Source organism: Thalassospira xianhensis MCCC 1A02616 (genome assembly GCF_003326475.1).
Classification (GTDB): Bacteria; Pseudomonadota; Alphaproteobacteria; order Rhodospirillales; family Thalassospiraceae; genus Thalassospira; species Thalassospira xianhensis.
The window spans coordinates 1-22478 of record NZ_JPWA01000017.1; the positions used below are offsets into that span (position 1 = coordinate 1).

The window sequence follows — 22478 nt, forward strand, 5'->3', positions numbered from 1 at the left end:
CCCGGCCGATGCGGGCTGGCTGCCAATGGTGCTGGGCCGGATCGAAGAAGCCGCTCTCGCCCAGGGTATCGACATTACCGGCCGGATCACGGTTACCCCGCCCATGGCATCCAATGCCCCCGGCGGACCATCCCGCGAGGATATGGAAGCCGCCGCCGAAATGACCCCCGAAGAACGTCAGGAAATGATCCTTGGCATGGTGTCGCAACTGGCCGATAAACTGGCGGAAAATCCCGAAGACCCCGAAGGTTGGGCACGTCTGATGCGCGCCTATATGGTGATCGGCCAACCTGATCAGGCAAAGCAGGCCTACGATACCGCCCGACAGGAATTTGCGGGCGATACCGACCTTCTGACCCGCTTTGCCGGTCTCGCGGACGAACTTGGTATTCCCGGGAACTAGGCACCGCGCCTCTCGGTTATGATCGCCATCTCCCGCCAGAGTCGAACGCACCGTGAAAAACTGCGGTGCGTTTTTCTGTATCCGGATGGAACGAACCCTTTGCAGACCATACGCAAGAATAGTATTTTTGATAAAACTTTCGCCTGCATCCTATTGATTTGTCATTCTGTTTGCCCAAATTGCCGTCAGGCTAAAAATGAACAAGGTTCAGAAAAACAACAATTTCATCTATAATATTGAAATTATTCTCTCTTTTTCTTCATTTCGTGACAAAGATTGATTATAATTCTTATCCATCAAAAGGGGAGCATGGCAAAATCCCCCACCCAAAAGAATAAGGACATCGCATGATCGCGGGTGCCAACGGGACCGTAAGCAATTTGCTGCTGATAGAAGACAATCCGGGCGACGCCAGGTTGGTTCAGGAAGCCCTGCGCGAATTCACCCATCCGGTTCAGTTGCATCACGTCAAGGACGCGATGACCGCGCGCCAGTTCCTGCAACAGGACGGTCCCTATCGCAACGCGCCCAAACCGCGCCTGATCCTGCTTGATCTCAACATGCCGCGCAAGGATGGCCGGGAAATGCTGCGCGAAATCCGCAATGACCCGTCATCCGCCTCGATCCCGGTGATCGTTCTGACCACATCCGGTGCCGAACATGATGTCGATCTGTGCTATGCAGCCGGGGCCAATTGCTATCTGCGCAAGCCGGTTGATGTCACGGAATTTATCGATCTGATGAAAATGATTGAATCATTCTGGCTGGGGCTCGCGCTGACCCCTTCCCCCTGACCGCGCCACGCTGGCGCCACCGCTCTCGGATCCCAACACGTGCGCCCCGTACGCCCCTCACATCACATCTGAGACTTTGTCGTTCTGCTTCCTGTGCACGACCCCCAAGGCCCCGGCCACGCCCTGAAAACCAGCAATCCCGCGCCAGTCCCCCGACGCATTGCGCGATATCTGGATGATGTGCGTCCGCCGCCCCGATCATCCCTTCGGGCATGTCGGCAACAAAAAAGGCCGCTGTTTGAAACAGCGGCCCTTTTCAAAATCGAAGATCAAAGATCGATGATCAGTTGGACAGTGCAGCAATCTGCGCACGGGCAATTTCAAGCGCACGTTCGGCATTCGCCTTGTCATGCGCTGTGGTTGCTGCCTTCAGATCCGCTTCTGCGGTCTCAAGACGTGCCTGGGCTTCATCGGCCTTGATATCGGCAACCGGAACGGCTTCTTCGGCCAGAATGGTGCAACGCTCGGGGTTAACCTCGGCGACGCCACCGGCAACGAAGATACGTTCGGAAACCTTGCCACCTGCATAGATGTCGATGACACCCGGACGAATGGTCGAGATCATCGGCGCATGCTTCGGCAGCACGCCAAAATTCCCGTCCGTGCCCGGAACAACGACCATCTCGACCGGCTCGGATTTGAGCAGGGCAGACGGCGAAACAAGTTCCAGTACAGTCGTATCAGTCATGACAGTCCTCTCTCCCGTATGGGAAGGGGGTCCGAAGCTGCCTTAGGCAGCTTCGGCCATCTTCTTGGCTTTCTCGATGGCTTCTTCGATGGTGCCGACCATGTAGAATGCCTGTTCGGGCATATGGTCATATTCACCAGCGCAGATGGCCTTGAACGCCTTGATGGTGTCTTCGAGCTGAACGAACACGCCCGGAGTACCGGTAAAGACTTCTGCAACGTGGAACGGCTGCGAAAGGAAACGCTGGATCTTACGGGCACGGGCCACGACCAGTTTGTCTTCTTCCGAAAGCTCGTCCATGCCGAGAATTGCGATGATGTCCTGAAGACCCTTGTAGGTCTGAAGAACACGCTGCACTTCACGGGCAGTCTCGTAGTGTTCCTTGCCGATAACGCCCGGATCAAGCGCACGCGAGGTACTGTCGAGCGGGTCAACAGCCGGATAGATGCCAAGCTCGGCAATCTGACGGTTGAGCGTCGTGGTCGCGTCAAGGTGGGCAAACGAGGTTGCCGGCGCCGGGTCGGTCAAGTCATCGGCAGGGACGTAAATGGCCTGGACCGAGGTAATGGAACCTTTTTTGGTCGAGGTAATACGTTCCTGAAGCGCACCCATGTCGGTTGCCAGTGTGGGCTGATAACCCACAGCAGACGGGATACGACCGAGAAGTGCCGACACTTCCGAACCAGCCTGGGTAAAGCGGAAGATGTTATCGACGAAGAACAGAACGTCCTGGCCTTCTTCATCACGGAAATATTCCGCAATCGTCAGACCGGTCAGAGCAACACGTGCACGGGCTCCCGGGGGTTCGTTCATCTGGCCATAAACCAGTGCGGCTTTGGATGCACCTTCCGGATTGATAACGCCCGATTCCATCATCTCGTGATAGAGGTCGTTACCTTCACGGGTACGTTCACCAACACCTGCGAAAACCGAATAACCACCGTGGCCTTTTGCCACGTTGTTGATCAGTTCCATGATGAGAACGGTTTTACCCACGCCCGCACCGCCGAACAGACCGATTTTACCACCCTTGGTGTACGGCGCGATCAGGTCGATGACCTTGATGCCGGTAACCAGGATTTCGGTGTCGGTTGCCTGATCGGTGAAGGACGGAGCTTCACGGTGGATCGGGGAGGTCATTTTCGCGTTGACCGGACCACGTTCGTCAACCGGCTCGCCGATGACGTTCAGGATACGACCAAGGGTTTCCGGACCAACCGGAACCGAGATCGCGTCACCGGTATCGATGACTTCCTGACCGCGACGCAGACCTTCGGTGGTGTCCATCGCGATGGTACGGACGGCATTCTCACCAAGGTGCTGTGCAACTTCGAGAACCAGACGCTGGCCGTTGTTGTCAACATGCAGCGCGTTCAGAATGGGAGGCAGATCGCCGTCGAATTTAACGTCGACGACGGCGCCCATAACCTGGGAAATTTTCCCCGCCTTCTTGTTCGCCATAGGTATTGTCTCCTGCTCGGACAAAACTATCCGTTAGTTCCTGCGACCCGCTTACAAAGCCTCGGCGCCGGAAATGATTTCAATCAGTTCGTTGGTGATCTGGGCCTGACGTGAGCGGTTGTACTGAATGCTCAGTCGGTCGATCATATCGCCGGCATTGCGGGTTGCGTTATCCATCGCGGACATACGCGCACCGTGTTCGGATGCACTGCTTTCCAGCATCGCACCGAAAATCTGGACCCCGACGTTACGCGGCAGCAGATCAGCCAGAATGGCTTCTTCAGACGGCTCATATTCATAAACCGCAGAAGAACCGGTAGCTTCTTCCTGCCCGTCGGCTTCCGGCACCGCGAACGGCACCAGCTGCTGTTCGGTGACGACCTGCGAAATTGCTGACACGAACTTGTTATAGAAGATCGAGCAGACGTCAAATTCGCCTTCGTCATACAGCGCCAGAATTTTATCGGCAACGTCTGTAGCAGCAGAGAAATCAATCCCCTTCTTGCCTTCGACGCCGGTATACCGGGCGACAATCGCGTCACCAAATTCACGCTTGAGCGCATCGGCACCCTTGCGGCCAACACAGATCAGCTTCACCGTTTTGCCCGCCGCCCGAAGAGCGCGGATCTTGATACGGGTCGCTTTGATGATCGATGCGTTGAAACCGCCGCAAAGGCCACGGTCCGCGGTAAAGACGACGAGCAGATGCACATCATCCTTGCCGGTACCTGCCAGAAGCTTCGGTGCCCCCTGTGATCCACCAACCGCGGCTGCAAGCCGGCCCAGCATCGTCCCCATGCGATCCGCATAGGGACGGGCTGCTTCCGCTGCATCCTGCGAACGGCGGAGCTTGGAGGCTGCCACCATCTTCATCGCCGAAGTAATTTTCTTCGTCGACTTGACGCTGGCAATGCGCGAGCGCAGATCCTTCAAACTTGCCATTGCGTTTCCTCCTTCGCCTAAAGTTCAGACTTACGCGAAGGTTTTCGCGAACTTGTCGAGGAACGCTTTGAGCTTCGTTTCGGTGGCTTCCGAAAGAACCTTCTCGGTGCGGATCGCATCAAGAATGTCGGCACCCGACGAACGGATGTCGCTCAGGAACTGTTCTTCGAAAGCACGAATTTTGCCGACTGCCACACCGTCAAGGTAACCCTTAACACCGGCATAGATCACAACAACCTGCTCTTCCACTTTCAGCGGCGAATACTGCGGCTGCTTGAGCAGTTCCGTCAGACGTGCGCCACGTGCCAGCAGTTTCTGGGTCGCCGGATCAAGATCCGATGCGAACTGTGCGAAGGCTTCCATTTCACGATACTGGGCAAGTTCCAGCTTGATCGAACCGGCAACCTGTTTCATTGCCTTGATCTGAGCGGACGAACCCACACGCGAAACCGACAGACCAACGTTCACGGCCGGGCGAACGCCCTTATAGAACAGGTCGGTTTCAAGGAAAATCTGACCGTCGGTGATCGAAATCACGTTGGTCGGAATAAACGCCGAAACGTCGTTACCCTGGGTTTCGATAACCGGAAGTGCGGTCAGCGAGCCAGCGCCGTTTTCGTCATTCATTTTCGCAGCACGTTCCAGCAGACGGGAGTGCAGATAGAAAACGTCGCCCGGGAAAGCTTCACGTCCCGGCGGGCGGCGAAGAAGCAGCGACATCTGGCGATAGGCAACAGCCTGTTTCGACAGATCATCATAGAAGATGGTGGCATGCATGCCATTGTCGCGGAAATACTCACCCATTGCGCAGGCAACGAACGGTGCCAGGAACTGCATCGGTGCCGGGTCCGAAGCGGTCGCGGCAACAACGATGGTGTTTTCCATCGCGCCACGTTCCTCAAGAACCTTCACAACCTGTGCGACGGTCGAACGTTTCTGACCAACCGCAACATAGATGCAGAACATCTTGTCGCTGTCGGATTTCGCAGCATCGTTCACCGGCTTCTGGTTCAGAATGGTGTCGATGATGATCGCGGTTTTACCGGTCTGACGGTCACCAATGATCAGCTCGCGCTGGCCACGGCCAATCGGGATCAGCGAGTCAATCGACTTGATACCGGTCTGTACCGGCTCGTGAACCGATTTACGCGGGATGATGCCCGGTGCCTTGACGTCGGCAAGGCGACGTTCTTTTGCACCCAGATCACCTTTACCGTCGATCGGGTTGCCAAGCGCGTCAACAACGCGGCCCAGCAGTTCCTTGCCAACCGGCACGTCAACGATGGCACCGGTACGCTTGACCTGGTCGCCTTCCTTGATGTTACGGTCAGAACCGAAAATAACGATACCGACGTTGTCTTCCTCAAGGTTCAGGGCCATGCCCTTGATGCCACCCGGGAAGTCGACCAGTTCACCGGCCTGAACATTGTCAAGACCATGAACACGGGCGATACCGTCACCGACAGAAAGAACCTGACCGACTTCGGCAACTTCGGCTTCAGCGCCAAAATTGGCGATCTGATCCTTAAGAATAGCGGAGATTTCCGCGGCGCGGATTTCCATCACGCAACCCCTTTCATAGCGAGCTCGAGCTTCTGCAATTTGGTACGAAGCGAGGCATCAAAAACCCGGGAACCGACCTTGACGACAAGGCCGCCAAGAACCGCCGGATCGACATTCAGGTCCACTTTGACAGTGGCGCCAACAACTTCTTTAAGAGCGCCGGTAACGGCTTCGATTTGCTCTTTTTTCAGCTCGGAAGCCGAGGTCACCTGTGCGGTCACTTCGCCTTTGAAAGCTGAGAGCATGGAAAGGTAGGAACTGATAACATCCGGCAGAACGAACAGGCGGCGCTTCTGACACAGAACGCCGACGGTCTTCTTGGTCAACTCGGAAACGCCAAGCTTGTCCAGAAGGGCCGCCATTGCCTTGGCCTGCACATCCCGGGAAATCACGGGACTACGGAGCACATTCCGCAGGTCATCGCTTTCGACGATGGCCTGGTCGAGCAATTCAAGATCGCTTTTGACAGCATCAAGCGCATTGGCCGACTGGGCCAATTCGAATAATGCTGTGGCGTAACGCCCTTGAAGCCCGGTCGCGGCAGTATTTTGGGACACCGGTGAAAGCCCTCAATTCTGGTTATGAGAACGACTCGGATACGTATAAAAAAATGGTCTCTCGGAAGGTGTTCCCGCCGAGAAGCGAGCGTTTGGTATCACATGTCCATGACAGGGGCAACCCCCGCGCAACGCCATTTGGGCGGTCTTTTTCATTCTTGCCTAAAGTTGGGGCAAAACCGGGCCGGATCGCTTACTTTTCGAGGCTTTTTACAACTATTTTATAATAGCGTCTCTCGCGCTGTCCGCGGATTTCGCTTTGGTGAAATCGACTTTAACGGACGAATCCCCGATTTTTTCTTCAAGTGCTGCCGTGCAACCGCGGGTCGATAACCTTCTTTTGCCGTCAAAAAGTGTAATCGACATCACATTCGGGCCCTTCAGACGTCGATCACGAGCCTTCATGTCATCGCTCAGGAGATTTCAATGAAACTGCCCCGAATGATCAGCCTGCTGGTCGCTGGCGCCACCCTGCTGGCACCGATCAACGCCTTTGCCTGCAGCAGCGGCTATTTCCGTTTCGTCGAAACCGGCACTGCAAGCCCCTTCGTGCCATCCGCCTCGCGCGCCTATTACGACGATCAGGATGAACCCGGCACCGCCATTTCCGTTTTCCTTGATCTGACATCGGCCGATTACAGGGCCATGGCCGATACCCGCCGCAATGTCTTTGGCGGTAAAACCACGGTCTATAAGATCGCCTGCGACGCGGTCACCGCCCCGCTGTCCGAAACCCCGGCCGAAGATGTGCCATCCGATAGCTGGATGAGCCCGGAGGGCATCAACCCCACCCACGTCTATCTCGAAGCCGACAATTTCAGCAGCGCCACCGTCGGCCCGAACAAGCAATCAATCCCGGCCTGGCTCACTAGCAAGTCCAGCAAGGTCTATAGCGCCAACTGATATTGGCTGGCAGCCCCCCCGATCACCGGTCTGGCTGGCCCGTCACAGCGGCCAGCCGGACAATCCTTCGCGGATATTAAGCTCGATATAGGACGGGCGCGTCATGACCCGATCAATATAGCGCCGCAAAACCGGCCGCCCGGTCGCGGCACATTCCATATGGCGTGACCACCTCATCAGCATCACGGCCAGCATATCAACCGTCCCGAAGCGATCCCCCAAAAGGTAATCGCCATCACCCGAAAGGCGCTTTTCGAAATCATCCCACACGGACCGGATTCGCCTCTCCGCCAACGCCTTGACCGCATGCGCCCCGTCGGGATCACCATCCTTGGCGGCATAAAGCCAGTCACGCATCGCCGGCATCAGTGTATTGGCAATATATATCGTTAATTGCAGCCATTCATCCCGCCCCGGACTTCCCGCATCAGGCAGAAGCCCCGACCCCGGATGGCGTTCCGCCAGCATCATGATCTGGGCGACTGATTCGCCATATGCCACACCATCAATCACCAGTGTCGGCACCCGCCCCGTCGGATTGAGCCGCAGATATTCCGGATCGCGCGGCGCGCTGCTATCGATATCAACCAGCACCGTCTCAAACGGCACATCAAGCTCGATCAGCATCCAGTGCACCGCCATGCTGGCGGCCCCCGGCGCATAAAACAGCTTATAGCTCACGTTATGATCCCCAGATATCTCTAGATATGCGATCCGGTGCCATCGCCCTTGGCCGACCATTTGCGCGCCCGGTTGATCGCCATTTTCGCCTGTACTTCGCGATCAAGGTCGAGCCCGAACTGATCCACCAGCCGATACAGCAAAATCATCACATCTGCCGCCTCGCGACCGATTTCCGAAAGATCGCGGTCAGAAACCGCCTCATCAAGCTCTTTCATTTCCGTCATCGCCCGCGTGACAAGCGCGCGGGGATCAGTCACCGGGCCCAAAATGCCCTCGGCCCACTCACAAATGCTTTGCTGGCTTTCGGTCATGTTTGTTGAATTTTTAACATTCGTCATCAAATCTTATCCATGGGATTTTAAAAGTTACCGATATCCATAACCCGCATTCACGACGGGAGACAATATATGCCGCGATGCCGGGACTTGGTGCTGATGGCAGGATCATTCCGATATCATCTGCCGGGCATATGCGCCCTGATTGCGGCCATGCTGATCGCGGCCTTTTCAACCGCAGTCTCCGCCCGCACCCTGATCATCGAAGGCCTGTCCGAAGCCCCGCTGAAATGGATGGTCGATGGCGACCCCCGCGGGATTGATATCGACATCATGACCGAAGTCCTGAACGACATGGGCATCACCGATTACCGCTTTCAGCTTGTCGATAATGGCCGCCGCCTTTTGCATAATGCCCAGACCGGCAGCAGCGACATCGTCCTGACCCTGTCGCAAAACAGCGAACGCAGCCAGTATCTGCAATATCCCCAAGAAGCCCATCTTCTGCTCGATTGGCGCTTTGCCGTCCGGGCCGAGGACCGCGACCGGATCACCTTTAATGATTTTTCCGATCTCGCCCGCCATCGCGTCGGTGCGGCGGCGGAATATTCCTATACCGATACCTTCTGGCAATCCGGGCTTGATATCGAAGTCGTCGCCAAGAACGATCTTCTGATCCCGATGCTGCTTCAGAACCGCTTTGACGTCGTGCCGGTCAATTACCTCAGCACGCTTTACGAAACCCTGCGCAGCGGACAGCGCGAAAAAATCGCCTTCATCTATCCGCCGCTTCGCCGCGCGCCTTATTATAACGTCTTCACAACCGCCTCCGACTATCCGGACAAGGACGGTTTTCTCAAACGCTATGACCAGATCATCCGCACCATGCGCGATGACGGCCGCCTCGCCACCATCTTTCAGGATTACCTCGGCCCGGACGGCCTGGACTGGTGGCAGTCCCAATATCAGAACTGATCCTACATGAAGCTGTAAGGATCGATATCGATCTGCACCCGGACACTGCCCGGTGTTTTCACTTTTGATAGCCAGTCATGGATCATCGCCTGCAATCGGACCTGTTTGTCCGTGCGGATCAGGAAACGCCTGCGATACCGCCCGCGCAGCAACGATAACGGGGCCGGGGCCGGTCCCAGCACGACAATGCCATCCCCCCGTGGGGCTGCCCTGCCAATCCGCCATGCAGCTTCATCGACCTCGTTTTCCTTTTTCCCCGAAATGATCAGGGCGGCAAGCCTTCCATGCGGCGGCATGCCATGCGTCATGCGCTGCGACAGTTCAACCTCGTTAAACGCATCGCGGTCGCCCGCGGCAATCGCCTTGATCACCCGGTTGGACGGGTCGGCGGTTTGCAGCAACACCATGCCTGGCCGGTCACCACGCCCGGCACGCCCGGCCACCTGGGTCATCAACTGATAACTACGCTCAGCCGCACGCAAATCCCCGCCTGCAAGGCCAAGATCCGCATCAACAACCCCCACCAGTGTCAGCATCGGAAAATGATAGCCCTTGGCCAAGATCTGCGTGCCAATCAGCAAATCAACTTCGTGATTATGCACCCGGTTGACCAGTTCGGCCGCGGCCTTCGGCCCGGCGATATTGTCCGATGTCGCGACCTCAATACGGATTTGCGGGAATGTCTCGACCGCTTCTTCATAAAGCCGCTCCACCCCCGGCCCGCATGCCGCAAGCTTTTCCTCCGCCCCGCAGGCCGGGCAGCTATCGGGGGCCTTGGCCTGATAACCGCAATGATGACATTGCAATTTTCCCCATGCCCGATGTTCGACCAGCCACGCCGTACAATTCGGGCACTGGAACCGGTGCCCGCAGGCCCGGCAAAGGGTCAACGGCGCATAACCACGCCGGTTCAGGAACAGCATCGCCTGTTCCCCGGCGGCAAATGTCTCCGCCAGCCGCTTTTTCAAGGTCGGCGTGATCCAGCGTTGCCGTTCCGGTTTGTCCTGCCGAATATCGACGATCTCGACACTTGGCAGAACCGCCATGCCGTGCCGCTCCGAAAGCTCGACCCGCTCATACCGTCCGGCTTCCACATTCGCCAACGTCTCCAGCGACGGGGTAGCGGACGCCAGAATGGCCGGAATCCCCCCCAGATGCGCCCGCGCCACCGCCATATCGCGCGCATGATAAATCACGCCGTCTTCCTGCTTGAACGCATGTTCATGTTCTTCATCGACCACGATCAGGCCCAGATTGGCATAGGGCAGAAACAGCGCGGACCGTGCCCCCACCACAAGCTTTGCCGATCCATCGGCCACCGCCCGCCATGTGTCACGCCGCCGCGCCTGCCCGACTTCGGAATGCCAAAGGGCCGGCTCAACGCCGAATCGGTCGCGGAACCGCTGCAACCATTGCGCCGAAAGCGCGATTTCCGGCAACAGGACCACCACCTGCTTACCACTTTCCAATGCGGTGCGGATCGCCTCGAAATATACCTCGGTCTTGCCCGACCCGGTCACACCATCAAGCAACGTGACCGAGAAACCATCTTCCGCCACCTTGGCACACAGCATATCGGCCGCACGTTCCTGCGCCTCGGACAAATGCGGACGCGCGATTTCAAGGTCGGGGGCCTCAAACGGCGATGGCGGTGTGACCATCAATCGCCGCACCACGCCTGCCTCGACCAGCCCCTTGATCACGCTCGCCCCGGCACCGGTTTCGCGCATGATATCGGCCTGTTCCATCGGCGGATGGTCGCGCAAAAACGCCATCACCCGCTTGCGCGGCGGTGTCATGCGAAGGCTGCTTTCGCCATCGCCATCTGCCGGATCGGCAAGGGTAAATCTGAAAATCGGCTTGGGCGGCTCAAGCGCGTCGGCAACACTCATCGCCATGCGTAACACCGCCCCCTGCGGCGCCATGGTATAGGCCGACACCCAATCGACGAATTTTCGCGTCACATCGGCCATTGGCGGTGCCTGCAAAACGCCATAAATTTCGCGCAGCTTGGCCGGATCGACGTCGCCCCTGGCCTTACCCCAGACGACGCCGCGCTGGGTCTGACGGCCCAGTGGAATTTCAACGAAATCCCCCGGCTGAACGTTCAGACCCTCGGGGACAAGATAATCATACGGGCCCGCCAAGGGCAGTGGCGGCAGAACAGAGATCGTTTCACCAGTTACCTGAAAGGCTGGATCATCATCAAACAGATTTCCCGATATGGCCTTTGCGGCGCTCATATATTATAAACCCCGTCAGGATGCCTCTGGGTTGGTCGCATGATTATGCATAACCGGCTTGTGGCACAAAAGAAAACGGTCCCACAGCACAGGGCGTCTGGTACCGTCATTTGAATGGAACCGGACCCTATCAGCTAACCGCATCATCGAACAACGATCTTCAAAAGCTCCTGAGCAGGAAATCCAATGAAGTTTTTCATCGACACCGCCGACATCGACGCAATCCGCGAAATCGCCAAATCCGGCCTCGTTGATGGCGTGACCACCAATCCGTCGCTGGTTGCCAAAACCGGCCGTTCGTTCCTTGATCTGATCAAGGAAATCTGTGACGTGGTTGACGGCCCGGTCAGCGCCGAAGTTGCTGCGACCGACTATGAAACCATGGTTGCCGAAGGCCGCAAACTTGCGAAAATCGCCGACAATGTCGTCGTCAAACTGCCGCTGACCCCGGATGGGCTCAAAGCCTGCCGCACCTTCACCGATGAAGGCATCCAGACCAACGTCACCCTTTGCTTCTCGGTCGGTCAGGCCATTCTGGCCGCCAAAGCCGGTGCGACCTATGTGTCGCCGTTCGTTGGCCGCCTTGACGATATCTCGTCCGATGGCATGCAGCTTATTGCCGACATCGCCGAAGTTTATAACAACTATCCGAACTGGCAGACCGAAATCCTTGTCGCGTCCGCACGCGGCCCGCAGCATGTTGTCGATTCGGCCCGTCTCGGTGCCGACGTCGTCACCATCCCGCCGCAGGTTCTTGGTCAGCTCTTCAAACACCCGCTGACCGACAAGGGTCTTGAAACCTTCGTCGCCGATTGGGCGAAAACCGGTCAGTCGATCCTCTAAGGTCGAAAACCCGGCTTTTGATCGGTTTTATCACCGGTCCTTAACACGCATTTAACCCGGCAGCCCGCATTGTGGCTGCCGGGTTTTTCATTTCACTGCAAATTACCGGATCAGATGGAAAAGACAGCATTGCGCGCCGACGACGTCGCGGCCTACCTCGCCGAACATCCCGACTTTTTTGCCAATCGGCCAGACCTTCTCGATAGTCTGGACATGCCGGTGCGCGAACTGGGTTCCGGGGTTGCCGACATGCAGCAATATGTCGTCGCCCGCCTGCGCGATGAACGCGAAAAGCTGCGCGGCGCCACCAGCGAGCTGATCAATATTTCCAAATCCAACCTCGAAACCCAAAGCCGCATCCATCGCGCGGTTCTGGCCCTTCTCAATGCCCGCGGCTTCGAGGTCTTCGTCGAAGCCCTTCAGGACCTTGTGCCCGAACTGCTTGACCTTGATGCCATCGCATTGTGCTTTGAAGAAAGCGAAGATGCCCCGGTGCCGCGTTGCGGCGGACGTGTCCGTCGCCTGACCGCCGGCGCAGTTGATCAGGTCCTGGGCGAGGAAAACGACGTCTGGCTTCTGCCCGACAATGCCGGGGACGAGGCGATTTTTGGCCCGCAGGCCGATAACATCCGATCTGCTGCCATCGTCCGCGTCGCACCGTTTTATGGCGATCCGGTCGGGCTTGTCGCATTCGGTGTTGCCGAACCCGATTATTTCAGCCCGGCACAGGCCCATGACCTGATCATGTTCCTGGCCTCCGTGATCGAATTTGGTGCCCGCCGATGGCTGACAGCACCGCAATGAACAAGGGCCTGCTGGCCCTGACCCTGCCTGATGACGTGCGCGATGCCATTGCCGACTGGCGGCAATGGCTTTCCGCCGAACGGCGCGCATCGGACCACACCACCGAAAATTATCTCGCCGATCTGTATGCTTTCCTTGGTTTTGTCCGGGAACATCGCGGCGATACACCCGATATTGCCGATCTTCTGGCGCTTAACCCGCGCGACTTCCGAAGCTGGCTGGCACGGCGCAGCATGGATGGCATGGCCAAAAGCTCCACCGCGCGCGCGCTATCATCACTGCGCAATTTCTATCGCTTCCTGGATCGCACCGGGCGCGGGCAAAATGCTGCGGTCAATTCGATCCGCAATCCGAAACTGCCGCAATCGGTCCCCAAACCGCTTAGCCCGCAGGATGCCATCGCCGTCCTTGATAATGCCGGCGCGTGGCAGGATGAACCCTGGCTTGCCAAACGCAACCTTGCCCTGTTCACCCTGCTTTATGGCTGCGGGTTGCGCATATCCGAGGCACTGGACCTTAACGCCAATCAACGCCCGACGGGCGATTCGATGGTCATCACCGGCAAGGGCAACAAACAGCGTCTTGTCCCGGTTCTGCCGATCGTGCGCGACGCGATCGAGGATTATGTCCGCACCTGCCCCTATGCCCCGAACGGCAATGAGCCGCTCTTTGTCGGTGCACGTGGCGGTCGGCTGGTCGCACAGGTCGCCCAACGCGAAATGCGCAAAATCCGTGGCCTTCTGAACCTGCCCGATACCGCCACCCCGCACGCCATGCGCCATTCCTTTGCCACCCACCTTCTGGCCGGTGGCGGTGATCTGCGCACCATTCAGGATTTGCTGGGCCACGCCTCGCTTTCGACGACCCAACGCTATACCTCGGTCGATACCGAACGCCTGATGGCCGTCTATCAGGGGACCCATCCCCGCGCACGGCGTTGATCTGCCACCACATCCTTCAAGAACGTTTACCGCCTTCATGCGTTACGGACAAAGCAACCCAACATAAACGGGAGTCCGCCATGAAGCTTTTCCGAAGCCGCCGCTTTGACGCATCTTCACGCCACCGCCAGGTCTATAGCGCCTATGAAATCGCCTATACCTCGGTCGATTGGCTGGCCGCCGTGCTGTTTACCATCGGCAGCATCATGTTCCTCTATGATGACCTGATGAAGGCCGGAACCTGGCTTTTCATCATCGGGTCGGTATGTTTTGCCCTGCGGCCTTCCATCCGGCTTGCCCGTGAACTGCACCTTGCCCGACTGGGCGAAGACGTCATGGAGCCCGGCAATTCCCCTGATTACCGCCGGGGCTGATGCCCCTTTCCCGGCAGGATTTCCAGAATCGCGAAATTTGGGGTTCTTCGAAACGGCATTTCCCCCTTACACTGCGGGCAACTTGTTGAAATTCATCGGAGGAACCCCATGATCCTGCGCTCCAGCGACCCGTCACCCTTTGGCCGCAAGGTCAAAATCGTCGCCAAAATTCTTGGCATTTACGATCAGCTCACCATCGAAATGTCCAATACCAACGATCCGGAAGACACCCTGCGCAAACAGAACCCGCTGGGCAAAATCCCGATCCTGATCCTTGATGATGACCGCAAGATTTTCGATAGCCGCGTGATCTGCGAATATCTTGACGCGCAGGTCGATGGCATCACCCTGCACCCGACCGAAAGCGACGCCCGGTGGGAGGCATTGACCCTTCAGGCACTTGGCGATGGCATCATCGATGCCTCGATCCTGCAGGTCTACGAACACCGCATGCGCCCCGAAGAAAAACGTTCATCCGACTGGCTTTCCTATCAGTCCGACAAGGTCAAACGCGCCATGGATCACCTTGACGCCAACCCGCCGTCGCTTGCCGGTGATCTGACCATCGGCCATGTCGCCGTTGCCTGTGCACTGGGCTATCTTGATCTGCGTTTTGACGGCAGATGGCGTGAAACTTACGGCGCACTCGTCACATGGCTTGATGCCTTCCGTGCGCGCGTTCCGGCCTTTGATGCCACCGTTTTCAAGGGCTGATAGGACTTACGCCCCGGTGCGGCTTAATCCTGCTTGCACCGGGCCGCTTTCGGATTACATCGCGATTTCACATTCACCGCCCGGAGAACACGAATAAATGTCCCGCCTTAACAGCGTCATCCGCCGCCTGCAGGCCCAGCGCGACTGCCTGAATGCCGCCGCCGAAATGATCAAGGACCATGACGGTATTGTTCTTGAAATCGGGCTTGGCAATGGTCGCACCTTCGATCATTTGCGTGAAATCATGCCCGATCGCGAAATCTTCGTCTTTGATCGTCAAATCGCCGCCCACCCCAAATGCATCCCCGATGATGATCACCTGTTTCTGGGCGACATTTTCGAAACCCTGCCAATGGCGGTTGAACGCTTCGCCGGCAAGGTCGCACTGGTTCATTCCGATGTCGGCACCGGGGACGAGGAACTCAATGCCAAAATCGCATCCTTCATCGGCAAAACCCTGCCGCCGTCCCTGATCAAGGGCGCGATTGTCGCCTCCGATCAGAAAATCGACGTGCCCGGCACCATCGCCGAACCACTCCCCGAAGGCGTCCCGCAGGATCGCTATTTCTTCCGCCGTTATCAGGGTTAATTCTCAAAAAGGGGCGTCATGACAGATCAAACGGGCAAATATCAGGTCTTTCAGGAATTGCATCAGCGCCCCGGTGCATTTGTGATTCCCAATCCTTGGGATACAGGCTCCGCTCGTATTCTTGCTGCATTGGGCTTTGAGGCATTGGCAACCACCAGTGCCGGCTTTGCCTTTTCCATTGGGCAACAGGATTCCGCGGCAAGCATTTCACGAGAAGCAATCTTGCAGAATGCGCGTAATATCGTCGATGCAACAGACCTGCCTGTTTCTGCTGATCTGGAAAACGGTTTTGGTTTGGATCCGGCTTCGTGCGCAAAGACGATTTCACTGGGCTCCGAAGCCGGGCTTGTCGGCGGCTCCATCGAAGACGCCACGGGCGATCCGGAAAATCCGATTATTGATTTCACCCTTGCGGTGGAACGTATTGCCGCCGCCGCAGAAGAAGCTCGCAAGCACCCCTTCATGCTGACGGCACGCGCAGAAAACTTCCTGCATGGAAAATACGATCTGGATGACACCATCCTGCGTCTTCAGGCTTTTGAAAAGGCCGGGGCCGATGTTCTATATGCCCCCGGCCTGCCCGATATCACCGCAATACGGGCGGTTTGCAATTCCGTAAGTCGCCCCGTCAATGTCGTGATGGGACTTTCCGGGCAGATTTTCACCGTTAACGAACTGGAAGAAGCTGGCGTCAAACGCATTAGCGTTGGCGGATCATTCGCTCGGGCCGCTCTTGGTGGCCTCATGCACGCCGCGCGGGAGGTAAAGGACCACGGTACCTTTACCTACGCCAAAGATGCGTTGTCTTCGTCCGAGGCAGAAGCATACATATTCAACACGGCCAAAAAATAAACCTGTACCCTCCCGCGACATCGACATAGCGACCAAGGCAAAGAATGAATACGTCAGAAACACGATCCCCAAGCGGCTCCACACTCGCCGAGGCCGAGGCATTCCTTGCCAAATACCCCGATGTCGAGGCCATCGACATCATCCTGACCGATTTTCACGGCATCGGGCGCGGCAAGATGATCCGCCGTCATGAACTGGCCTCGATCTATAAATCCGGGCGCGGTCTTCCGACCTCGATCTTTGGCCAAGATGTCACGGGCGAGGATGTTGATGATTGCGGGCTGGTGCAGACCGGGGGCGGCGGCGATGGTCGTTGCTGGCCGGTGCCGGGCACGCTTGGCTATCTGCCCCACACGGGCCGGGGTCAGCTTCTGATCAGCATGTATAACGAGGACGCAACCCCGCACGATGTCGATCCGCGCAATGTGTTCTTAAATCAGGTCAAGCGCGCCAATGATCTCGGGCTTACTCCGATGGGCGCGTTCGAACTGGAATTTTATCTGGTGGATCGCGATGCGGACGCGGGCGGGCTTTATCATCCGGCATCCTACGCGATGACCAAACGCCGGTCATCGCTGCGCAACACCATGTCGGTTGATGAAATCGATGAAATGTCGCCGCTTTTTGATGCGGTTTACGAAGGTGCGAAGCATCTTGATCTGACGCTTGAAACCCTGATTTCCGAATATGGTCCGGGCCAGTATGAAATGACCATCCGCTATCGCGATCTGATGCGCGCGGCTGATGACGTCATTATCGCCAAACGCCTGATCCGCACCGCGGCCCGCCGTTTCGGGATGGAAGCCGTCTTCATGCCCAAACCGTTTGGCACCGAAGCCGGTTCTGGCATGCACCTGCACCTCTCGCTGGCGGATAAAAACGGCAACAACCTGTTTGCCGATCAGCCGGACGGGGCCCTAAGCCCGCTGATGCTCAACGCCATTGGCGGCATTCGCGGCACGATTGGCGACACCATGCTGATCCTGGCCCCCTTCATGAATTCATGGCGCCGGTTCGCATCGGCCATGTATTCCCCGGCGTCCGATGATTGGGGTGTTGAAAACCGCACCGTGGCGCTTCGTGTGCCGGGCACACCGGGCAAAACACGCCATTTCGAACACCGCATCGCGGGCGTTGATGCCAATCCCTATCTGGTTGCTGCCGTAACCCTCGGCGCTGCCCTTGACGGCATCGAAAACAAGATCGATCCCGGCCAACCCTGCCAGGATGAAATCGGCCATGACAAGGCGCCGAACGACCTACCGCGTCACTGGCTGGACGCCATTGACCGCTTCGGTGCATCCGACTTCAACAAACGCACCCTTGGCGCACGCTTCCACACCGCATTTACCCGCATAAAGCAGGCCGAATACGAACATATGGCGCTCAAGGTCAGTGCGGCGGAATGGGAATATTACGGGTTTTGTGTCTGATTGATCGGGCCGGTGTGCCGGTCAGGCTTTGCTGACCGGGGACCAGAATCAGAAGACGCGTTTGGCGCGGTTGTTGGATTTGTGCGCTGAAAACGCGACCCGCGGGCGGGAATCAATCATTTTCTGATCGCGCAGATGTGCGACTTCAAGATCACGGGGATCAACATTCATCATGCGGATGTCGCCCGCACGGTCCGCATTGGCATGCAGGTGCATCTTGGTCGAAACCCACTGATAGGTCGGATAGGTCACGTTTTCCGGAAGCGATTCTTCGGTAATCACCTTATAGGCCCCGGCGGGCAGAACTTCCGCAAGCCCGCGCAGGCTGAACGGCCGCGCAAAATTCAGGATTTTCGATGTGGTACGGTTTGTCAAAAAAGTGCTCCTACCGCGCAAGGGCGCGTTGATCCGGGAAAATCAACGGGATCATTCCCGTGGCCAGCTTTTCAGCTTTTGTTTTCCTCACGCGCGATCCTTGCGAATTCTTGGTGAACCCGCATCGCCACGTTTGATTTCAAACAAAAATTGAATTTGCCATGAAATTTGGAAATAAATATCCAAGTCTGATCATATGAATATTTTTTGATTTTATACAACGAACATATTTTTTATTTTTATATCGCCTTGAATAAATACAGAAAAACACCGCACCAAAAATGATCCGGCGCGCGGCAATCCGATTTTATTTTGCGATTTATTTATCCGGCTCTTTAGCCCGGCGATGATCAGTAGCTCAGATCCAGACCAAGCATACTGGCAAGCCCGAAGGTCACCGCCCCAAGCACCACAACCGCCAGCACAAAGATCGCGACCATCTTGGCGCTCGCGCGAAGTACAGCCCGCATGCCGATCTTCTTGCCCTGATCGTAATGCCACTTGATGGCAAAAAACATGCCCGTGCCCAACGCGACAACCTTGATCGTACCGAAAACGAACGGAACCCAATCCATATCAAAGACTTCCTAGTGCATCAGATCAGTGGGTTATGGCCGCATCCTGCGCAAATGCACACTTCGCGTTCTGCAACGCTGATATGTACCATCCGTCCCGACTGGCTTGGCGCGCCAGATTCCTATTCGGCCTTCCTGCCTGCCATTGCCTGCAAATAGGCAATCACATCGCGGATTTCCGCATCCGAAAGCTGATCGGTTGTAAAGCCATGCATCTGCATATCGGGCCAATGGCGCACCGATGCCGGATCACGGATCAGCATCACCAGCGCCTCGGGCTTGAAATAATCCACCGGGTTCATCGGCAGGTTAAGATCCGGCCCCAGTTCGGTAATCCCCGCCCCGTTCATCCGGTGGCAGGCAAAACACTGATCAATGAAAACTGCCTGCCCGCGTTTGGCATCTTCCGCTGCATCGTCACCAAGTGCCAACTGCGGCCAGCGTGCTGCCGGAAAGGCGGCATAACCGATTTTCGCCACCTGATAAGGCCATTGTTCGGACCGGATATGCGATACCGCCGCATCGACCCACACCAATGAAAATGGCCCGGCCGAAACCTCCTTGCCCGGCAGGTTCGGCCAGGGCGCATCTTCGGGCTCAATGGCGATCCACGCCTGCGCAGTTTCATCGCCGTCAAGCAGCACAAGCGGCAGGGGAATATTGGCGACAAACCCGTCAAGGGCGATGACCTCAAGCCCCGTCTCGCCGTCAATCGCGTCCGCATCCCCGATCAGGGATGCAACCGGCACCGCGCGATAGGTCATATCCTGCCCATAGGCCGCATCATCGGTAACCCTGATCTCGCGTGCCGCCGCGTGGCTTAACAATTCATCGGTCTGATAAACCGAAACCGCGCCCGTGGGCGTCGTCACCTGCAATTCGGCGGCACTGGCGGCCCTGCCCACAAACGGCAGCAAAACACACAGCAGCAGCCAAACCCCATATCCCCGATACGATTTCATGCCCGGCCCCCTCTCTGGCGATCTGTGGCAAATTGTCCCGCAACAAGAATAGCATAACCGCCGCAAACTGATGATCGCGTATTCACAAATGCCGTTGCGAACGCATGGCTGCCCTTCATCGCCGCCCAATTCCTTGCCATACCGGCCCAATGGCGATATTCAGGTTTCAAACTGTCATTAACTTGCAATGCCGGGACCCGCTGCTTATCTCCGGCTTGCAACAGGCGAGATGAGACGACGCCATGAACCAGATTGCCACCATCGCCGAGGCGAAGCCCGGCGCAATGTCCGAGATGCAGATTGATCCCACCCTTGATCTTGAGGCGGAAATTGCCCGCCTGAAGAAAGAGAAAAACGCGATCATTCTGGCCCATTATTATCAGGACGGCGAAATTCAGGATCTGGCCGACTTTGTCGGCGACAGCCTTGATCTTTCGCGCAAGGCCGCCGAAACCGATGCCGATGTCATCGTGTTCTGCGGTGTCCGCTTTATGGCCGAGGTCGCCAAAATCCTCAGCCCGAACAAAACCGTGCTGCTGCCCGATTCAAAGGCCGGCTGCTCGCTCGAGGATTCGTGCCAGCCCGAACCGTTCCGCAAATTCCGCGAACAGCATCCCGATCACGTATCGGTCACCTATATCAACTGCTCGGCCGAGGTAAAGGCCGCGTCCGATATCATCGTGACCTCCTCGAATGCTGCCGAAATCATCGATCAGATCCCGCTTGATAAACCGATCCTGTGGGCACCTGACCGTCATCTTGGCGCGTACCTTGCGAAAAAAACCGGCCGTGACATGACGCTGTGGAACGGCTCGTGCATCGTGCATGAACAGTTTTCCGAACGCGAACTGATCCGCCTTAAAACCCAGAACCCCGATGCGAAAATCGCCGCCCACCCGGAATGCCATGACGGCATTCTCAAACATGCCGATCACATCGGATCGACCCGCGCCATTCTGGAATATGTGATCAACGGCCCGGATCAGAAATACCTGATCGCGACCGAACCCCACATCATCCACCAGATGGAAAAGGCCGCCCCGCACAAGGAATTCATTCCCGTGCCCGGTGCCGATGGGTCGTGCGCGTGCAACAACTGCCCGTTCATGGAACTGAACACGCTTGAAAAGCTGTATCTGTGCCTGGTCAATAACGGCCCGCAGATCATCATGCCCGAAGATTTGCGTGTTGCAGCCGTCAAGCCGCTTGAACGGATGCTGGAAATGTCAAAAGGCATTCCGCTGAAAAAGGATCACGCGGCCTAGGCCCGCAGAAATCAGCAGCCCCGCAGCAACTTGCGGGGCTGTTTTCCATCCCCCATCCCACAAAGAATACGGCCCAACCATGACCGTCCTGACCCCGGCTGAAATTTCGGACTTCATCGACCGCGCCTTTGCCGAGGATATCGGCACCGGCGACATCACATCGGATAATGTCATCCCAGCCGATGCGCGGCTGCGCGTCGCCCTTGAAACGCGCGAGGATATCGTGGTCGCCGGCCTGGACATTGCCCTTGAATGTTTCCGCAAACTGGTCCCTGATGCCAAAATCACCAAACATTGCGAAGACGGCGATGCGATAAAGGCCAAGGACGTGCTGGCCGTGGTCGAAGGCAATGCACGCGGCATCCTGACCGCGGAACGCACCGCCCTTAACACCCTGCAACATCTATCGGGCATCGCCACCACCACGCGCACCTATGTCACGGCAATGGGCGATACCACCGCCAGATTGCTTGATACCCGCAAAACCCTTCCGGGCTGGCGCAAGATGGAAAAATACGCCACCCGCATGGGGGGTGCTCAAAACCACCGCATGGGTCTGTATGACGGGGTGATGATCAAGGACAACCATATCGGCGTTGTCGGCTCGATCACCGAATGCGTCAGATCGGCCCGTGCTGCAAACCTTCCCAAGATCGAAGTCGAATGCGACACGCTTGATCAGGTCCGTGAAGCCGCCGATGCCGGTGCCGACATCATCCTGCTTGATAATATGGGCCCGGATATGCTCCGTCAGGCCGTCGCGATTGTCGCGGGACGCTGCAAGACCGAGGCATCGGGTGGTGTGAACCTTCAGACCATTGGCGCGATTGCCGCGACGGGTGTTGATTATGTCTCGGTCGGGCGCATCACCCAATCGGCCCCGGCGGTCGATATCGGGCTGGATGTCGTCATTCTCTGACGCTTGATCCACGGGTTGTTGCAGCTATATGGGACATCACGCCCGCTTGGCTATTCTCAGGATAGCCATGAACCATAGGTCACGGCTAATCCTTCAGGACAGAAATACTCAGTATTTTCCATATCTCTATTTGAAAATATTTACGGCAATCTTCCGAGTCGCGACTTGGTTTTTGCGCAAATTGTATCGAATCTTCGTCAAAAGATTGGCATCCATTCAGGTGCCAAAACACAGAATTTCTTGAAACAAATTCCCTGCCTCAGAAATCGTCAAAATAAAAAGCAACTATTATCAAAGGATTACAAAAATAACTGCGCGGATTCTAAACTGAAATTCCGCGATGT

The 22478-nt window shown here is 56.9% G+C and carries 25 protein-coding genes; 14 read left to right on the forward strand and 11 right to left on the reverse strand.

Annotated elements, in window-relative coordinates:
- A partial coding sequence (locus TH5_RS14410) for a tetratricopeptide repeat protein (protein ID WP_147250109.1) occupies positions 1-403 on the forward strand: 403 nt, incomplete at its 5' end.
- 347 nt (positions 404-750) lie between these two features.
- The gene (locus TH5_RS14415; protein ID WP_062953221.1) at positions 751-1197 is read left to right on the forward strand and encodes a response regulator; all 447 of its coding nucleotides are present in this window, start codon (positions 751-753) and stop codon (positions 1195-1197) included.
- Positions 1198-1480: 283 nt separating this feature from the next.
- Here TH5_RS14415 and atpC read toward each other — a convergent pair whose 3' ends face one another.
- From atpC to TH5_RS14440, 5 genes are read right to left on the reverse strand one after another with little or no spacing between them, the layout of a single operon-like run.
- Positions 1481-1885, reverse strand: a complete 405-nt coding sequence (gene atpC / locus TH5_RS14420; protein ID WP_062953220.1) for an ATP synthase F1 subunit epsilon — start codon at positions 1883-1885, stop codon at positions 1481-1483.
- Positions 1886-1927: 42 nt separating this feature from the next.
- Positions 1928-3346 (reverse strand): F0F1 ATP synthase subunit beta, encoded by a 1419-nt coding sequence (atpD, locus tag TH5_RS14425; RefSeq protein ID WP_062953219.1) that lies wholly within the window; start codon positions 3344-3346, stop codon positions 1928-1930.
- Positions 3347-3397: 51 nt separating this feature from the next.
- Positions 3398-4288, reverse strand: coding sequence for a F0F1 ATP synthase subunit gamma (locus TH5_RS14430; RefSeq protein ID WP_062953218.1), 891 nt, complete (start codon positions 4286-4288; stop codon positions 3398-3400).
- A gap of 30 nt (positions 4289-4318) precedes the next feature.
- Positions 4319-5851 carry a F0F1 ATP synthase subunit alpha gene (gene atpA, locus TH5_RS14435; RefSeq protein ID WP_114111192.1) on the reverse strand — a complete coding sequence of 511 codons (1533 nt, stop codon included), beginning with the start codon at positions 5849-5851 and terminating at the stop codon, positions 4319-4321.
- Entirely contained in the window at positions 5851-6408 is a 558-nt protein-coding gene (locus tag TH5_RS14440) for a F0F1 ATP synthase subunit delta (protein ID WP_114122411.1), read from the reverse strand. The genes atpA and TH5_RS14440 overlap by 1 nt, the downstream gene beginning before the upstream one ends.
- 426 nt (positions 6409-6834) lie before the next feature.
- Between TH5_RS14440 and TH5_RS14450 the strand changes: the two genes are divergently transcribed.
- Complete coding sequence (locus tag TH5_RS14450; RefSeq protein WP_114122413.1) at positions 6835-7311, forward strand: hypothetical protein; 477 nt, start codon at positions 6835-6837, stop codon at positions 7309-7311.
- A 42-nt stretch (positions 7312-7353) separates the two neighbouring features.
- Here the strand turns inward: TH5_RS14450 and TH5_RS14455 are convergent, their stop codons facing one another.
- A complete protein-coding gene (locus TH5_RS14455; protein ID WP_114122414.1) occupies positions 7354-7992 on the reverse strand; it encodes a glutathione S-transferase family protein in 639 nt (212 codons plus the stop codon).
- A 20-nt stretch (positions 7993-8012) separates the two neighbouring features.
- Positions 8013-8333 (reverse strand): pyrophosphohydrolase domain-containing protein, encoded by a 321-nt coding sequence (locus TH5_RS14460; RefSeq protein ID WP_208638453.1) that lies wholly within the window; start codon positions 8331-8333, stop codon positions 8013-8015.
- A gap of 96 nt (positions 8334-8429) precedes the next feature.
- On the opposite strand from TH5_RS14460, the gene TH5_RS14465 reads away from it, so the two are divergent.
- Entirely contained in the window at positions 8430-9245 is an 816-nt protein-coding gene (locus TH5_RS14465) for a substrate-binding periplasmic protein (RefSeq protein ID WP_244204925.1), read from the forward strand.
- Between the two features lie 2 nt (positions 9246-9247).
- On the opposite strand, the gene TH5_RS14470 is transcribed toward TH5_RS14465, so the two are convergent.
- A complete protein-coding gene (locus TH5_RS14470) occupies positions 9248-11488 on the reverse strand; it encodes a primosomal protein N' (RefSeq protein ID WP_114122416.1) in 2241 nt (746 codons plus the stop codon).
- A gap of 186 nt (positions 11489-11674) precedes the next feature.
- On the opposite strand from TH5_RS14470, the gene fsa reads away from it, so the two are divergent.
- From fsa to TH5_RS14510, 8 genes are all read left to right on the forward strand, one after another.
- Complete coding sequence (gene fsa / locus TH5_RS14475; protein WP_037990470.1) at positions 11675-12331, forward strand: fructose-6-phosphate aldolase; 657 nt, start codon at positions 11675-11677, stop codon at positions 12329-12331.
- A gap of 114 nt (positions 12332-12445) precedes the next feature.
- Positions 12446-13135, forward strand: a complete 690-nt coding sequence (locus tag TH5_RS14480; protein ID WP_114122417.1) for a DUF484 family protein — start codon at positions 12446-12448, stop codon at positions 13133-13135.
- Positions 13114-14076, forward strand: coding sequence for a tyrosine recombinase XerC (locus TH5_RS14485; RefSeq protein WP_114122418.1), 963 nt, complete (start codon positions 13114-13116; stop codon positions 14074-14076). The genes TH5_RS14480 and TH5_RS14485 overlap by 22 nt, the downstream gene beginning before the upstream one ends.
- A gap of 80 nt (positions 14077-14156) precedes the next feature.
- Positions 14157-14450: a YrhK family protein gene (locus TH5_RS14490; protein WP_114122419.1), complete on the forward strand. Its 294-nt coding sequence runs from the start codon at positions 14157-14159 to the stop codon at positions 14448-14450.
- A 108-nt stretch (positions 14451-14558) separates the two neighbouring features.
- Positions 14559-15164, forward strand: coding sequence for a glutathione S-transferase (locus TH5_RS14495; protein ID WP_114122420.1), 606 nt, complete (start codon positions 14559-14561; stop codon positions 15162-15164).
- 97 nt (positions 15165-15261) lie between these two features.
- Positions 15262-15753, forward strand: coding sequence for a class I SAM-dependent methyltransferase (locus tag TH5_RS14500; RefSeq protein ID WP_062953208.1), 492 nt, complete (start codon positions 15262-15264; stop codon positions 15751-15753).
- A gap of 18 nt (positions 15754-15771) precedes the next feature.
- A complete protein-coding gene (locus TH5_RS14505) occupies positions 15772-16605 on the forward strand; it encodes an isocitrate lyase/PEP mutase family protein (protein WP_114122421.1) in 834 nt (277 codons plus the stop codon).
- A gap of 44 nt (positions 16606-16649) precedes the next feature.
- Complete coding sequence (locus TH5_RS14510; protein ID WP_114122422.1) at positions 16650-18038, forward strand: glutamine synthetase family protein; 1389 nt, start codon at positions 16650-16652, stop codon at positions 18036-18038.
- Between the two features lie 48 nt (positions 18039-18086).
- Here the strand turns inward: TH5_RS14510 and TH5_RS14515 are convergent, their stop codons facing one another.
- The 3 genes from TH5_RS14515 to TH5_RS14525 form a co-directional block, all read right to left on the reverse strand.
- On the reverse strand, positions 18087-18413 hold the full coding sequence (locus TH5_RS14515) for a hypothetical protein (protein ID WP_114122423.1): 327 nt from the start codon (positions 18411-18413) through the stop codon (positions 18087-18089).
- Positions 18414-18763: 350 nt separating this feature from the next.
- A complete protein-coding gene (locus TH5_RS14520) occupies positions 18764-18988 on the reverse strand; it encodes a hypothetical protein (RefSeq protein ID WP_114122424.1) in 225 nt (74 codons plus the stop codon).
- A gap of 122 nt (positions 18989-19110) precedes the next feature.
- Positions 19111-19950, reverse strand: coding sequence for a c-type cytochrome (locus tag TH5_RS14525; RefSeq protein ID WP_114122425.1), 840 nt, complete (start codon positions 19948-19950; stop codon positions 19111-19113).
- Positions 19951-20192: 242 nt separating this feature from the next.
- On the opposite strand from TH5_RS14525, the gene nadA reads away from it, so the two are divergent.
- The gene (gene nadA, locus TH5_RS14530) at positions 20193-21215 is read left to right on the forward strand and encodes a quinolinate synthase NadA (RefSeq protein ID WP_114122426.1); all 1023 of its coding nucleotides are present in this window, start codon (positions 20193-20195) and stop codon (positions 21213-21215) included.
- Between the two features lie 79 nt (positions 21216-21294).
- Positions 21295-22134, forward strand: coding sequence for a carboxylating nicotinate-nucleotide diphosphorylase (nadC, locus tag TH5_RS14535; RefSeq protein ID WP_114122427.1), 840 nt, complete (start codon positions 21295-21297; stop codon positions 22132-22134).
- Positions 22135-22478 lie beyond the last annotated feature (344 nt).

What these genes read in the sequence shown, in the direction of transcription:
- TH5_RS14415 (WP_062953221.1), top strand. Translation starts at nt 751, where the DNA reads ATGATCGCGGGTGCCAACGGGACCGTAAGCAATTTGCTGCTGATAGAA.
- atpC (WP_062953220.1), bottom strand. Translation starts at nt 1,885, where the DNA reads ATGACTGATACGACTGTACTGGAACTTGTTTCGCCGTCTGCCCTGCTC.
- atpD (WP_062953219.1), bottom strand. Translation starts at nt 3,346, where the DNA reads ATGGCGAACAAGAAGGCGGGGAAAATTTCCCAGGTTATGGGCGCCGTC.
- TH5_RS14430 (WP_062953218.1), bottom strand. Translation starts at nt 4,288, where the DNA reads ATGGCAAGTTTGAAGGATCTGCGCTCGCGCATTGCCAGCGTCAAGTCG.
- atpA (WP_114111192.1), bottom strand. Translation starts at nt 5,851, where the DNA reads ATGGAAATCCGCGCCGCGGAAATCTCCGCTATTCTTAAGGATCAGATC.
- TH5_RS14450 (WP_114122413.1), top strand. Translation starts at nt 6,835, where the DNA reads ATGAAACTGCCCCGAATGATCAGCCTGCTGGTCGCTGGCGCCACCCTG.
- TH5_RS14460 (WP_208638453.1), bottom strand. Translation starts at nt 8,333, where the DNA reads ATGACGAATGTTAAAAATTCAACAAACATGACCGAAAGCCAGCAAAGC.
- TH5_RS14465 (WP_244204925.1), top strand. Translation starts at nt 8,430, where the DNA reads ATGGCAGGATCATTCCGATATCATCTGCCGGGCATATGCGCCCTGATT.
- TH5_RS14470 (WP_114122416.1), bottom strand. Translation starts at nt 11,488, where the DNA reads ATGAGCGCCGCAAAGGCCATATCGGGAAATCTGTTTGATGATGATCCA.
- fsa (WP_037990470.1), top strand. Translation starts at nt 11,675, where the DNA reads ATGAAGTTTTTCATCGACACCGCCGACATCGACGCAATCCGCGAAATC.
- TH5_RS14480 (WP_114122417.1), top strand. Translation starts at nt 12,446, where the DNA reads ATGGAAAAGACAGCATTGCGCGCCGACGACGTCGCGGCCTACCTCGCC.
- TH5_RS14485 (WP_114122418.1), top strand. Translation starts at nt 13,114, where the DNA reads ATGGCTGACAGCACCGCAATGAACAAGGGCCTGCTGGCCCTGACCCTG.
- TH5_RS14490 (WP_114122419.1), top strand. Translation starts at nt 14,157, where the DNA reads ATGAAGCTTTTCCGAAGCCGCCGCTTTGACGCATCTTCACGCCACCGC.
- TH5_RS14495 (WP_114122420.1), top strand. Translation starts at nt 14,559, where the DNA reads ATGATCCTGCGCTCCAGCGACCCGTCACCCTTTGGCCGCAAGGTCAAA.
- TH5_RS14500 (WP_062953208.1), top strand. Translation starts at nt 15,262, where the DNA reads ATGTCCCGCCTTAACAGCGTCATCCGCCGCCTGCAGGCCCAGCGCGAC.
- TH5_RS14505 (WP_114122421.1), top strand. Translation starts at nt 15,772, where the DNA reads ATGACAGATCAAACGGGCAAATATCAGGTCTTTCAGGAATTGCATCAG.
- TH5_RS14510 (WP_114122422.1), top strand. Translation starts at nt 16,650, where the DNA reads ATGAATACGTCAGAAACACGATCCCCAAGCGGCTCCACACTCGCCGAG.
- TH5_RS14520 (WP_114122424.1), bottom strand. Translation starts at nt 18,988, where the DNA reads ATGGATTGGGTTCCGTTCGTTTTCGGTACGATCAAGGTTGTCGCGTTG.
- TH5_RS14525 (WP_114122425.1), bottom strand. Translation starts at nt 19,950, where the DNA reads ATGAAATCGTATCGGGGATATGGGGTTTGGCTGCTGCTGTGTGTTTTG.
- nadA (WP_114122426.1), top strand. Translation starts at nt 20,193, where the DNA reads ATGAACCAGATTGCCACCATCGCCGAGGCGAAGCCCGGCGCAATGTCC.
- nadC (WP_114122427.1), top strand. Translation starts at nt 21,295, where the DNA reads ATGACCGTCCTGACCCCGGCTGAAATTTCGGACTTCATCGACCGCGCC.